Genomic DNA, 12,921 nt, shown 5'->3' with positions numbered 1-12,921 from the left:
CCGCCGCGGCAGGGTCACCGTCCCCCGGCCTGTCCGGCTCCAGGGCGGCCGCCGCGTTCAGCGCACTCATGCCAGCGTGCCCAGGCCGCGGGCAAGCTGCTCGACGGCCTGCGGCAGCCGCGGCCCGTTGCCCAGCATCAGCAGCGCGTCGAAGGCCAGCACCCGGCCAGCGCGACCGGCCGGCGTCAGCGCCAGGCCCGGGCGGGCCAGCAGCGCCGGCACGCCCCCGAGCGCGGCCAGGCCCTCGGTGGTGCCGAGGATCCAGTCCGGCGCCGCCGCCACCGCGGCCTCGGCCGACAGCGGCCGGTAGCCCTGCACGCCCTGCAGTGCATTGCGTGCGCCGGCCAGCTCGATCAGGGCCTGCGCGGCGGTGCCGGCACCGGCCACCTGCACATTGCCAGCCGCGTGCGACAGCACGAAGAGCACCCGCGGCGCCGTGGCCGCGGGCAGGATGGCCGCGGCCAGGCGGGCACGCCCGGCCTCGACCTCGGCGGCCAGCTGGCGGCCCTCGGCCTCGCGGCCCAGGGCGCGGGCAAGCAGCGCGATCTGCGTCTGCAGCACCTCGAAGCCATGGCCCGGCACGCCGCGCAGCACGCGCAGGCCGGCCGACTCCACCTGGGCCAGCACGTTCGGCGGGCCGGCGTCGGCGGCGGCCAGCAGCAGGTCGGCGCGCAAGGCCAGCAGGCCTTCGGCCGAGAGCGTGCGGTGGTAGCCCAGCTTGGGCAGGCGCCGCGCGTCGGCGGGGAAGAGGCTGGTGCTGTCGGCGGCGACCAGCTGGCCGCCCGCACCCAGGCGGTAGACCAGCTCGGTGACCGAGCCGCCCGCGCTGAGCAGGCGCAGCGCGCCCGGTGCGGGCTCGGCCCGGGCGAGGCCGGCCCAGGCCAGCCCGGCGCCGAGCGTGCCGCCAAGCCAGGCTCGGCGCGGCAGGCCGGACGAGGCCGCAGTACGCAGCGGCCGGCGCGCAGACCGCTCAGCCATGGATGGCCTCACGCGGCAGCGCCCCCAGCAGTGCCCGCCAGGCCGGCAGCTCGGCGCGGCCGGGCTTGCGTTCGCCGAAGACCATGACCAGGGTCTCGCCGGCCGCGTCGAACAGCTCCAGTGAACTGACCACGCCATCGGCCGTGGGCTTGCGGACGATCCAGGCGCGGGAGACCAGGTCCTCGCGCAGGTGCAGGTTGAAACCCGGGTCCAGCACGTTCAGCCAGGGGCCCATCACCTTGATGTTCTGCACCGGGCCGGTGTGGATCTGGATCATCCCCGGGTTGCCGACGAAGACCATGATCGGCAGGCCCTCGGCCGCGACCGACTCCAGCAGGATGCGCAGCACGCCGGGCGAGACTGACTCGGCGTGGCCGGCCGGCGCCAGGCGCAGGGCCTGGGTGCGCGACAGGCCGAAGCGCCGCACGAGACCGAAGAATTCGTGCGTGTCGGCCATCGCCAGCCAGGCGGCCTGGAAGGCCGCGACGTCCACCGCCGCATCGTCCGGTGGCGGCGGCGCGGGCTCGGCCGGCTCGGGCTGCAGGCCGGGCTCCTGGTCGGGGTGCGCGAAGTCGCTGACCAGGCGCTCCCAGGCCGGCAGGTCGGCGCCGGGCCTGAGGATGACCTTGTGGATGGCCACGCCGTGCGCGTCGAAGACCTGCAGGCTGCGCTGCAGCGTGCCGTCCTCGGCCTGCTCGGTCACCGCGAAGGCATGGGCCCAGGCGACGTAGAAGATGCGCAGGTCGATGTCCTGCCCGAGGGCCAGGCCGACGCCGGCCCGGTGCGACATGTCGGCGTAGACGCCGATCTTCTCGTGCACCACGGCCTCGTTGCGCGTCAGCGCCATCACGCGGCCCAGGCTCGGCACGCGCTCGAAGAGCCGCGGCCACGGCGGCGCCAGCCGCACCGCGCTGAAGGGCGGCGGTGCGGCCACGGCGGCCGCCACGGCCTCACCCTCGCTCACGCCGAGGCGGGCGGCTGCATCGCGGTGGCGCAGCCGGGCCTCGCGGCGCAGCGCGAGGAAGGCATCGAGCAGTTCGCCAGGGGCCGTGACCGGCATGGCGCGGCGGGCGGGGGTGTCGAGCAGGGCCATGGTCGGAAGCTCCGCAGGGGCTCAGTAACTGATCCGGGCGCGCAGCGCGAAGCTGCGGCCGGGCTGGGTGTAGGCGTCCAGGCCGGTGGTGTTGGCCGCCAGGCCCACCACGTCAGCCCAGTGCCAGTAGGTCTTGTCGGTGAGATTGAACAGGCCGGCGCCCAGTTCCAGATGGCGGTTCACACGCCAGTTCGCGCTCAGGTCCAGCGTGGTGTAGGACGGGGTCGCGAAGGGTTCGGCCCCCGCCGTCAATGCGCTGGCGTCGATGCGGCTGCGCGACTTGGCGCGCACGTGGTTCACGGCCGCGCTGAGGCTCAGGCCCGGCGCGGGCAGCCACTGCGCGCGCAGGTTGAGCTTGGGCGGGTCGATGCTGTTGAGCGGCTGGTCGCTGCCGTCCGCGCTTTCGCCGCGCGCCTGGGCGTAGGCCGCCTCCAGCGTCCATTCCGGCCGCGGCTGCCAGGCCAGGCGGGCCTCCAGGCCGCGGATGCGCGCCTCGTCCAGGTTCACGAACTGGAAGGTCTGCGGATCGGCCTGGCTGCCGCTGCCGCTGACGACCGTGCGCTCGATGAAGTCCTTGTAGCGGCCCTCGAACACCACCGCCACCCAGCGCAGCGTGCCCTGGCGGCCGTTCAGGCCCAGCTCCACCGTGCGACTGTGCTCGGGCTTGAGGTCCGGGTTGGCGATCGAGCGGTAGGCGAAGAAAGGCGAGCTGAGGTTGGTGAAGCCGTTGTTGACCTGGTCCGGCGTCGGGGCGCGGTAGCCCTGGGCCAGGTTCACGTAGGCCGAGAGAGCGTCGCTCGCCACCCAGCGCAGCGCCAGCTTGGGCGTCAGGCGGCCGTCGCTGATGCCGACCGAATCGACGCCGAGCACGTCCTCGCGCGGGTCGAGCTTGAAACGGTCGTAGCGCAGCGCCGGGGTCAGGAACCAGCGCTCGGCCAGCTGCAGCTCGTCCTGCAGGAAGGCGCCCAGCGTCGTGTAGTCGGTCGCCGGGAAGGCCTTGGTCGGGAAGGTCTCGCCGCTGGGCGGCACGGTGCCGTCGCGCAGGTTGTCGATGCGGGCCTGCGCCAGGTCCAGGCCGTAGACGAGGCGGTGCTGCAGCCCACCCCAGGCGGCCTGCTTGTCGAGCTGCAGGTTCAGGCCTATCAGTCGCTCCTCGTAGCGGTTGTCGCGGGCGCGGTCGGCCAGGGTCGTGCGGTCCTCCGCGCTGAACTGGCGGGTCTCCGCCTCCTGGCCGTAGACGGCGAACTGCAGGCGGTCGGCCAGCGCCCAGCCCAGCCCGTCGAAGCGGGCATCGACCGACAGGCGGTCGCGGTCGATGTCGTCCCGGGCCTGCAGGCTGGCCACGCTGGCGCTGCGGCCGCTGCGCACGTCCGTCTCGATATCGGCCCGGCTGTGGTCCAGCGTCACGCGCCACTGCTGGCTCGCGTCCGGGCGGTGCACCCACTTCAGCAACAGGCTCTGGCTATCGCGGCCCTGCGGATTGGGCTCGGTGCGGACGCTGCCGTTGCCGCCCTCACCACCCTGGCTGTCCAGCGCGTGGCCCTGGCGCCGGTCGACGATGGCCAGCAGCTCGGTGCCGGCCTGCGCATCGCCGGCCAGCCGCACGGCACCGCGTAGATTCAGGCCGAAGCCGCGGTCCTCCTGCGCCCAGGACAGGCCCACGCTGCCATGGCGCGCACCGGGGCGCGCGTCCAGCAGGTCGGCCGGATCGAAGGTGTAGAAGCTGACCACGCCCGCCAGGCCGTCCGAGCCGTAGAGCGTGGACGCCGGGCCGCGCAGGATCTCCACGCTGCGCAGGCTGCCGAGGTCGACGAAGTCGCCGCGCCCGAAGCTGGACGCGCCGAAGCTGAAAGCCGCCGGCACGCGGATGCCGTCTACCTGGATCAGCACCCGGTTGCCGTCCAGGCCGCGGATGTTGAAACCGGCATTGCCCTCGCGGCCGGTCGTGCCCTGGGCCAGGCCGAAGCGCGTCGGCGCGCGGCGCACGCTGACCCCCGGCTCGTTGCGCACCAGGTCGCGCACGTCCTTCACGAAGCCCTGCTCGATGGCCTCGGCATCGATCACCGTGACCGTCGAGGCCGTCTCATCCACGTTGCGCCGCTCCCGCGTCGCGCTCACGCTGACCTGCGGCAGCCGCCCGACGCTCAGCGTGGCCGGCGCGTCGGGCGCCTCCTGCGCACGCAGCTCCGTCGCGACGAGGCCCATCAGGGCCAGACCGCCCACGGCCAGCGGCCACAGACGACGCACACGGCGCCCACGCGCCGAACGGGAAGAGGAAACAGGCATGACGTCAGCCGGCAGCGCCGGGGCAGCGACTCGGCGGGCAGGCGACGAAGGACTCTTCGTGCGCCGTTCAGCTGGCTGAGGTCGGGGGGGAGGGGATCGGACCGCAGCGCGGCCGACCAAGATAATGAGAATTATTCTTAATTAGAAGCGTCTGTCAAGGGAAGCCCGGACGGACAGCAGGCCCGGCGCCCCGGCCGGTGGGCGCCGGGGCGACACGGGCCTCAGTCCCAGCGCAGCGTCGCCGTCAGCCGCAGGCTGCGCGGCTCGACCGGATGGAAATGCCGGCCTTCCACCCCGGCCGCCGGCTCGCCGGGCAGGCGCGAGGTGTAGACGTAGTCGATGTCGCTGGCCTTGCGGTCGAAGAGGTTGAAGACGTCCAGGCCCAGGCGCAGCGCGCGGTGGGCTTGCCAGCCCAGGCGCAGGCTGCCCAGGGTGGTCGAGGCCGAGCGCTGGCGGCCGTCCTCCGTCAGGTCGCGCGGGCCGATGTGGCGCAGCTGGAACTGGGCCTGCCAGGGCCCGCCCTCGGGCGCCCAGCCCAGGCCGAAGGAGGCCACCCGGTTGGCCGCGCCCGGCACATGGTCGGCGCCGGCCGGCGCGCGCTCGAAGCGGGCACGGCTCCAGGCCAGGTCCAGGTCGATCAGCCAGTCGCGGCCCGGTGTGCCGAGGATCGTCCAGCCTTCGAGCCGGCCGTGGTGGTTCAGCTCCAGGCCGCGGCGGCGGCTGGCGCCCAGGGCCTCGGTGGTGCCGGCGTCGCCGATGTAGACCAGTTCGGAATCTAGCCTGAGGGTCCAGAGCACCAGGGCCGTCTGCTGGCCCGCCAGGGGCTGGCCGCGCCAGCCGATCTCGGTCCCCCGGCTGGCCACCAGGCCGGGCACGCGTTCGACGGGGTCGCCGCTGACGGGGTCGATCCGGGCCACGGTGCCGCGCGCATCGTTGCTGTGGAAGCCGCGCCCGGCGTTCAGGAAGAGCTCGCTGTCGGCCAGGCCGGCCCAGGGCCCCCAGATCAGCGCGAGCTTGGGGCTGGTCTGCTGGTCGCGGGCGCGACCGGTGTTCTCGGGCACGCTGCTGCGCGCCACGTCGAACTGCGCGCGGTCGTGGCGCAGGCCGAGCACGCTGCGAAAGCGCGGGCTCCAGACGGTGGCCAGCTCGGCATGCAGGCCGCCGATCGTCTGGTCAAGCTCGCTCTCGGCCGTGGTCCTCAGGCGCTGGCGTTCCACCGTGCGGTAGAGGCCGACCGGGTCGAGCCGGTCGTGGCGGATCTGGCCGCCCAGGCTCAGGCGCTGCGCCCGGCCACCGGCCGTGAAGGCCCAGCTGCGGCGGGCCTCGCCGCCCAGGGTCTGGCGGCGCTCGGCCTGCTCGAACTGATCGCCGGCCGTGGGGGCATCCAGCGCGTAGGTGAAGTTCGACCACAGGTTCAGGCGCGAGCGGATCCAGTAGGCGCTGAGCTGCCAGTCGCCGTCGGCGGTCTCGCCGTCGAGACCGGCATTCAGGCTGAAGCGCTCGGTGCGGCCGCCGCTGCTGGGATCCAGGCTGTCGAAGCGGCCGAGCCGGCCCTCGGCCACTGCGCGGGCGGGGATCTGGTCGGTCGCCGTCCAGCGGTTGTCGTAGTGCATCAGGCCGAGGCGCCAGCCCAGGCCCGGCGTGCCGCCGCGATGGCGCAGCAGCAGGCTGGACTTGCGCAGACGCTGGGGCACCGTCCAGGGCCCATCGGTCATGAAGCCTTCGGCGGCGGCCAGCCAGTGGCCGCCCGGGCCTTCGACGCTGTCGGCCGCCAGCAGGCGGCGGTAGCCGTCCGGGCCCAGGGTGACGCTGGCGAAGCCGTGGTCCAGGCGGTCGAGCAGCACGATGCGGGCGCTGCCGGCGCTGGCGAAGTCGCCATCCTCGGCGGCATAGGGGCCCTTGCGGTAGTCGATGCGGCGGACCAGCTCGGGGATCAGGAAGTTCAGGTCGGTGTAGCCCTGGCCATGGGCATGGCTGACGGCATTGACCGGCATGCCATCGACGAAGGTCGCGAAGTCGGTGCCGTGGTCGAGGTTGAAGCCGCGCAGGAAGTACTGGTTGGCCTTGCCGTCGCCCGAATGCTGGGTGACGACCAGGCCCGGCACGAACTCCAGCACCTCGGCCGGCCGCTGCACCGGCCGGTTCGCGATCAGGCGCCGGGTGACGGTGCCGGCGCTGGCGGCATCGCCCTGGCCGGTGGTGGCTTCGTAGTGGCCCTCCAGCTGCACGGCCGGCAGGCTGGCCGAGGCGGCCGGCGGAGGCGGGACCTGGGCCGCGACGGGCCCAGGCAGCAAGGCGGCGAGCAGGATGCCGAGGCAGGCGGAACGCGCCGGACCGGCGGGGGGCCGGGCCACGGACGGCCGGAGGCCGCCACGGCACGGGGCCGGGCGAAGACGAGGGACGGAACAGGACATGGCGGGCATTCCCCGGCCGGGCAGGGCCGGCCGACAGCAGCAGCGATCTCCGGGCCGGCCCGCCTCACGGCGAGACCTCGGCCCGGACGAAGGAGCCGCCGCATCGTGCGGCGGCGGCACTCAGGCCGGCGCGCGTGGGGGACGCTGCGGCGGCGCCTGCCGCCAGTCGGCCCAGGCTTCCGCTGGGGACGGCCCGCGGCGCAGCGCCACCCCGGGCGCGGCCGCAAGCGGGCCGGGTCCGGCCTGCGGGGGATGCCAGACGGGGCTGGTCGAGCGGCCGTCCTCGCCGCTGTCCGAACCCAGTCCCAGCCAGTCGCGCTGCTGCAGCGCGTGGCGGTGGTCGGCCAGGCCCTGGGCGTGGGCCTGGGCATGGGCCTGGGTCTGGTCGTCGCCGATCTCGCGGGCGAGCGCCGGGCGGTCCGGGCCGGGCGGCCAGCTCAGGCTGGGCAGGGGCAGCTCGCCCGCCCCGGCCTGGGCCGGGACGGAGGCCGGATCGGGAGGCTGTTCCAGAGGCAGGTGCAGGTGCAGGCCATGCAGCGCACCGTGCCGGCTGGCCAGCCCCAGGGCCTGCAGGACGATCGCGACCAGCAGCAGGGCCAGGAGCGGCAGCAGGCAGCTGGGGCGGGCGCGGCGCGACGGATTCATCCCAGCTCGAAGGCCCGTTCGATGAACCAGTAGGCCGCCAGGGCCGCGATCAGCAGCGAGCCGCCGCCCACCACGCCGCGCCGGTAGACGGCCCGGCCCCGCAGCGCCCAGGCCAGCGGCAGCAACAGGGCCACGCCCAGCAGCTGGCCGAGCTCGACCCCGAGGTTGAAGCCGAACAGCGGGGCCAGCAGCTCGCCCTGGCGCAGGCCCAAGTCCTGCAGCACGTTGGCAAAGCCGAAGCCATGGACCAGGCCGAAGGCCGCGACCAGCATCCAGCGCCGCGGCCCCTGCACCAGCGGCCGCAGATTGTTCAGCGCCGCCAGCAGCACGCTGGCGGCGATGCCGGCCTCGACCCAGCGGCTCGGCGGGGCCAGCACGCCGGTGGCCGCCAGGCTCAGGGTGATCGAGTGCGCGACGGTGAAGGCGGTGACGATGCGCAGGACCTCGGCCACGGCCGCGCGGGGCGCGGTCGCCGGCTGCCAGGCCCGGCCGTCCCAGCGCAGCACGCAGACCAACAGCAGCGCGACGAGGAAGAGGATGTGGTCGAAGCCGATCGCGATGTGCCAGATGCCCTCGACCACGAAGGCCGCAAAGCCCGGGGCATGGCCGGCCGCCAGCGCGAAGTCGCGGGCCGGCTCGCGCGGGTTGAGCACGGCCGACAGGGCGTGTTCCGCATCGGCGCCCTGCAGGCGCAGCAGGCCGCGGTGGCGCGGGTCGCTGCCGGCGAACAGGGTGTAGGCGATCTGCAGGCGCTCCGGCGGCCGGCCGCAGTCCAGCTGCGCGCGCAGCGCGACATGCGGCCCGGACCCGTGCTCGATCAGCTGCGGCCTGAGGCCGCGCAGGCCGGTGCAGGCTTCGCCGCCGGACGGGCCCACGCGCAGGCCGGCGGCGGCCAGGGCCTCGATGTCGGGCCAGCGGGCCAGCACCTCGCGCCAGCGCAGCTGGCCGTCCTCGTCGGCATCGAGGTCCAGCTCGGCGTCGAGGTCCTTCAGCGCGATGTCCCAGGCCAGCTCGATCCGCTCGCCCTGCACACGCAGTTCGAGCAGGCTGTCGCTGGGCTGGTGGGCCGTGGCCGGACCCCAGCTGCCCAGCGCGAGCAGCAGCGCGGCCAGTGCGCGCAGCAGGCGGCCGGCGCTCATCGACGGGCCTCCGGGGTCGCCGAGGCGGCCGGGGGGGCCGCCGCGCGGCGGTGCTCGGCCGCGTCCAGCGCGGCCAGGGCGACGAGCAGGCGCCGGTCCTGCAGGCCGGTCTCGCGCAGGAAGCGGCGCACCGGCTCGGCGGCGGCCGGGCGGGCGGCCGCGGTGGCCGCCTCGATCAGCAGGCGGGCATCGATCGGCTCGCGCTGCTGGCGCCAGTTCTGCTCGGCCAGGGCCAGGGCCGCGGCGGGGTCGCGCAGCAGGTGCAGGGCATGCCAGGCGGCCTCGCGGGCGTGGCCCCGGTCCTCGCGCAGGGCCTGGGCGTCGAGGGTGGCGCGCAGCCGCGCCAGGGTCTCGCGGGCCTCGGGGCGGCGCAGCTGCTGCTCGGCACGGGCGCGGCGCAGCAGCAGGGCCTCGGCCGCGGGCGCGTCGGCGAGCAGGGCCAGCACCTCGTCCCAGCGGCCCCGGTCGATCAGGGCATCGGCCAGCGCCACGCGGACGTAGACCTCGGGCTGGGTGGCCAGCGCACGACGGTAAAGGCGCAGGGCCTCGTCGACCTCGCCCGCCCGCTCGGCCGCCTCGGCCCGCAGCAGAGCCAGCCAGGCCGGGCCGCGCTCCCCGGCATCGAGCCGGGCCAGCACCTCGCGGCCGGGACCGGGCGGGCCCGTGAGGGTGGACAGCTCGGCCAGGCAGGCCGCCCCGGCCAGACCGGCCTCGCTGCCCGGCCGGGCCAGGCCGGGATCGAGCAGGGCCTCGCAATGCGGAGCGGCGTCGAGGTAGCGGCCCTGCACCTGAAGCACGGCGGCCTGCTGCAGCTCGGCGACGGCGCGCAGGGCCGGCGGCAGCTCGCGGGCGGCGGGGCCGGTCAGGTGCGCGAGATCGTCGAGCGCGCCCACGAAATCATGCTGGGCCTGGCGCACGGTGGCCCGCCAGAGGCGGATTTCGGGGGGCGGTGCGGCGGCCACGGCCCAGGGGCCGAGGGCGGCCTCGGCTTCGCCGAGATGGCGCGGGTCCCCATCGCGCCGGGCCTGTTGCAGCGCCGCCTGCACGAAGGCCAGCACGGCGCGCGGGTCCTCCGGCGCCCGGCGCCAGCCCTGGCGCAGGCCGCGCAGGCCGGGCCGTCCCGCCTCGGCCCGCGTGCTCTGCACCCGGGCGACGACCTGCTCGGGGTCGGCCGGCACGAAAGGCCGGGCCCGGGCCTCGGCCGCCGCGGCATGCGGGGGCAGCAGCAGGCAGGCGAGCAGCAGCAGCGGAAGGCGGATCAGGTGCATCGACGAGGGGGGCAGACCGGGAAGGCCCACGGTAGCAGGCCCTCTTGCAGGAGCCGGGCCAGCGGAGGGCCCGCAGCGAAGGCGCCCCGGGGCCGGCCACCCGGCAGGGTGAGCGGCCCCGGGGCAGGGACGCACGGGCTCAGAGCTCGCGCGGTTCCTCGGTCTCGCTGGTCGGCGGCAGCTCATCGACCACGCTGTCCAGCGACAGCGGCTCGGTGCTCTCCGGGCTGCGCTCGGCCTCGTCGGCGACGAAGGCCGTGAACACGGTCGGGCTGCCGCTGCGGACGGCCTCGGCCACGCTGAGATCGCCCCCGCCGCCGCCGCCGCAGGCCGCGAGCATCAGGACCAGGAGCGGCGCCGCAAGGCGCAGGGAGGAGGAGGTGGAGTGCATGGTCGTCCCTCCTCAGCGGGCCCGGGCGGCCGTGGGGGCCGCGACCGTTTCCGGCGAACGCGCACCCGGCAGCGGGGTGTTCAGGTAGGGGAAGGCCGACTTGAAGTCCGTGGCCGAGGCCCGCACCGCATCGACGAAGGGCACGGCACCGGCCGGTGCGTCCGAGGGCCGGCAGCCGACACCCAGCGCGTCCATGTCGCCGGTGGCGACGCACAGCGCACCCATGGCCACGCGCAGCGAGGCATCGACCACGTCGTCGCCCAGGCGGCGGCCGTTGGGGAAGCCCGCAGCATCACCGGCGAGCACACCCAGCGGGTTCTGCGAGGCGACGGGGGTGGCCGGGGTCGTGGTGTTCAGCCGCAGCATCTCGGTCAGCGGCCGGGCCGTCGTCGCGCTGTTGTTCGGCCGGTTGATGCCGGGCAGGCCGGTCAGGAAGGCGGTGACGAGGTCGGTGCGCGGGAAGTTGGTCGGCGCCGGAGCGCTGAACAGGGCTTCGATCAAGGCCGGCAGCGTCGGGTGCGTCACGTAGTCGGCGAAGCGGCTGGCATCGTCGATCGGCTTGGTGGCGTTGAACTTGTCCTTGTCGCGCAGGCCGATGACCACTTCATTGACCAGGGGCATGCCCAGGCGCGAGACCTGCACCCAGGCGCCGCCGATCTTCTCGCTGGCCTGCAGGCCCGAGGCCGGACGGCCGTTGAGCAGGCGGGCCTGGCGCAGGCTGGCGGTGGTCCAGGCGCCGATGACCGGCTCGCTGCCCTGGGTCAGGCAGGCGATCGGCACTTCGATGGCGATGGAGGTGACGTTCTTGTCCTCCAGCTCGCCGAACTTGCCCAGGGCCGAGGCATTGTTCTCGTCGGTGATGACCGCGGCCGGCGCATTCACCAAGTCGAAGATGGTGCCGAGGTTGACCGAGAAGGCCTCCTTGCGCTGGCCGACGAAGACCTTGGCCTGGTTGGCATTCGGCGCGCTGCAGCCCGGCACGGTGAAGCTGCGGACGAAGCCGTTGGCGTAGCTCTCGTAGGCTTCGGCGTTCCCGAGGGTCTTCTCGCCGATGTAGTCGACCGGCTTCGGGAAGGTGTTGCCGCCATTGACGGCCTGGCGGGTGCCGCTGCGACGGTCGCCGCGCACCAGGGTCATGGTGTAGCCCTCGGTGTAGCTGAGGGTGCCGCCCTGGGCATCCACGCCGCCGATCTGGCGCAGCGGGATCGACACCGTGCGGCCGTTGGCCCCTTCGCCCCCGATGCGCAGGGTCTGGCCGGCGCCGGCATTGGCCAGCGGGGTGCTGAAGCGGAACTGGAAGCTCAGGTCCTCGCGGCCGTCACCGTTGTTGTCGACATGGATCTCGTAGAGCGCGTTCGGATCCAGCGAGAAGTAGTTCGGGCCGCCGTAGGGATCCTGCAGCGGCAGGTAGTTGGCGATGAGCGTGACGAAGCCTTCGCGACCCGGCTCGTAGCTGCGGAACATGTAGAAGTCCGTGCCATCGACCTTGGGCGAGGTCGTGATGAAGGGCGCTTCCCGGTGGCTGGACGCCAGGCTGAGGCCGGCGGCCCCCAGCAGGGCGGCACCGAGCAGGGCCAGACGGCCCGCTGAGAAGAACTGGGTCATGGTCGTGTCTCCTGGAGGATGCGCAGCTCGTCGACTGCAGCCCGCCGGCATACGCCGGGGACCGGCCGCCGGATGTCCGAAGGCCTTGTGCGACGTACGGTCTTGGCCCGGCACGGGCGGGGTCCCACCCGGCCAAGCGCCGGCTGGCGACAATCGGCGGCTCATGGACACCGCCCTGCCCGCCCTGCCCGCCGCCGTGGCGAGCCCGACCTCCCCCGCCGGCCACCGCTGGCAGCTGCGCGACTGGGGCCGCGTGCCCTGGCCGCACACCGCCGAGGCCATGCAGGCCTTCACCGCCGCACGCACGCCCGACACGCCCGACGAACTCTGGCTGGTCGAGCACGAGCCCGTCTTCACCCAGGGCACGGCGGGCCGGGCCGAGCATGTGCTGGCCGCCGGCGACATCCCGGTGGTGGCCAGCAACCGCGGCGGCCAGGTGACCTACCACGGGCCCGGGCAGGTGGTGGCGTATCCGCTGGTCGACCTGCGGCGGCGCGGCTACTTCGTGAAGGAGTTCGTCCACCGCATCGAGGAGGCCGTGCTGCGTACGCTGGCCGAGTTGGGCGTGACGGCGCACCGCGTGGTCGGCGCCCCGGGCCTCTATGTGCGGCTGGCCGATCCCTTCGGCCATGCCCGCCTTCAGCCGGTCGCGCCGGGCGAGGACCCCTTCCGCGGCCTGGGCAAGATCGCCGCCCTGGGCCTGAAGATCAGCCGCCAGGGCAGCTACCACGGCGTCGCGCTGAATGTGGCCCTGGACCTCGAGCCCTTCGGCCGCATCGATCCGTGCGGCTACGTAGGCCTCAAGACAGTCGACCTTGCTAGCCTCGGCGTCACGGCCGATCCCGCCGCCGTCGCCCGGAGCCTGGCCACCCACCTGATCCGGCAGCTCGACTGAGCCCCCCGCCCCCACCCGGAGCCTTTCCCGATGAACACCCTCCTGCCCGAGACCCCCGAGCAGCCGGCCTACGACCCGACGGCCAAGCAGAAGTCCCAGGCCAAGACCGCCCGCATCCCCATCAAGGTCGTCCCGGCCGAGGTGCTCAAGAAGCCCGACTGGATCCGCGTCAAGGCCGGCTCGCCCAGCACCCGCTTCTACGAGATC

At 74.4% G+C, this 12,921-nt stretch carries 10 protein-coding genes and 1 pseudogene; 2 read left to right on the top strand and 9 right to left on the bottom strand.

The annotated features are described in order from the left end of the window. Nucleotides 1-66: 66 nt before the first annotated feature. From H4F90_RS08620 to H4F90_RS08580, 9 genes are all read right to left on the bottom strand, one after another. On the bottom strand, nucleotides 67-978 hold the full coding sequence (locus H4F90_RS08620; RefSeq protein WP_182663559.1) for a heme/hemin ABC transporter substrate-binding protein: 912 nt from the start codon (nucleotides 976-978) through the stop codon (nucleotides 67-69). Continuing rightward, complete coding sequence (locus tag H4F90_RS08615; protein WP_182663557.1) at nucleotides 971-2,071, bottom strand: hemin-degrading factor; 1,101 nt, start codon at nucleotides 2,069-2,071, stop codon at nucleotides 971-973. Before H4F90_RS08615 ends, H4F90_RS08620 begins: the two co-directional genes overlap by 8 nt. 21 nt (nucleotides 2,072-2,092) lie before the next feature. Beyond that, nucleotides 2,093-4,357: a TonB-dependent hemoglobin/transferrin/lactoferrin family receptor gene (locus H4F90_RS08610; RefSeq protein WP_182663555.1), complete on the bottom strand. Its 2,265-nt coding sequence runs from the start codon at nucleotides 4,355-4,357 to the stop codon at nucleotides 2,093-2,095. 221 nt (nucleotides 4,358-4,578) lie between these two features. After that, nucleotides 4,579-6,711 (bottom strand): TonB-dependent receptor, encoded by a 2,133-nt coding sequence (locus H4F90_RS08605; protein WP_220486112.1) that lies wholly within the window; start codon nucleotides 6,709-6,711, stop codon nucleotides 4,579-4,581. A gap of 180 nt (nucleotides 6,712-6,891) precedes the next feature. Continuing rightward, nucleotides 6,892-7,416: a hypothetical protein gene (locus H4F90_RS08600; protein ID WP_182663551.1), complete on the bottom strand. Its 525-nt coding sequence runs from the start codon at nucleotides 7,414-7,416 to the stop codon at nucleotides 6,892-6,894. Continuing rightward, a complete protein-coding gene (locus tag H4F90_RS08595) occupies nucleotides 7,413-8,555 on the bottom strand; it encodes a HupE/UreJ family protein (protein ID WP_182663549.1) in 1,143 nt (380 codons plus the stop codon). Before H4F90_RS08595 ends, H4F90_RS08600 begins: the two co-directional genes overlap by 4 nt. Beyond that, nucleotides 8,552-9,823 (bottom strand): tetratricopeptide repeat protein, encoded by a 1,272-nt coding sequence (locus tag H4F90_RS08590; RefSeq protein WP_182663547.1) that lies wholly within the window; start codon nucleotides 9,821-9,823, stop codon nucleotides 8,552-8,554. Before H4F90_RS08590 ends, H4F90_RS08595 begins: the two co-directional genes overlap by 4 nt. Before the next feature lie 139 nt (nucleotides 9,824-9,962). Continuing rightward, the gene (locus H4F90_RS08585; protein WP_182663545.1) at nucleotides 9,963-10,214 is read right to left on the bottom strand and encodes a hypothetical protein; all 252 of its coding nucleotides are present in this window, start codon (nucleotides 10,212-10,214) and stop codon (nucleotides 9,963-9,965) included. Nucleotides 10,215-10,226: 12 nt separating this feature from the next. Next, entirely contained in the window at nucleotides 10,227-11,819 is a 1,593-nt protein-coding gene (locus tag H4F90_RS08580; protein WP_182663543.1) for a DUF4331 domain-containing protein, read from the bottom strand. Between the two features lie 163 nt (nucleotides 11,820-11,982). Here H4F90_RS08580 and lipB point away from each other — a divergent pair, with 163 nt between their 5' ends. Together lipB and H4F90_RS15595 are read left to right on the top strand one after the other, a co-directional pair. Continuing rightward, on the top strand, nucleotides 11,983-12,714 hold the full coding sequence (gene lipB / locus H4F90_RS08575) for a lipoyl(octanoyl) transferase LipB (protein ID WP_182663541.1): 732 nt from the start codon (nucleotides 11,983-11,985) through the stop codon (nucleotides 12,712-12,714). Nucleotides 12,715-12,744: 30 nt separating this feature from the next. Then, nucleotides 12,745-12,921, top strand: a pseudogene (locus H4F90_RS15595) (lipoyl synthase); the annotation flags it as partial.

Source organism: Aquariibacter albus (assembly GCF_014145335.1).
GTDB lineage: Bacteria > Pseudomonadota > Gammaproteobacteria > Burkholderiales > Burkholderiaceae_C > Aquariibacter > Aquariibacter albus.
The sequence above is the reverse complement of the archived record's forward strand: the minus strand, read 5'-3'. Positions and strand labels throughout refer to the sequence as shown.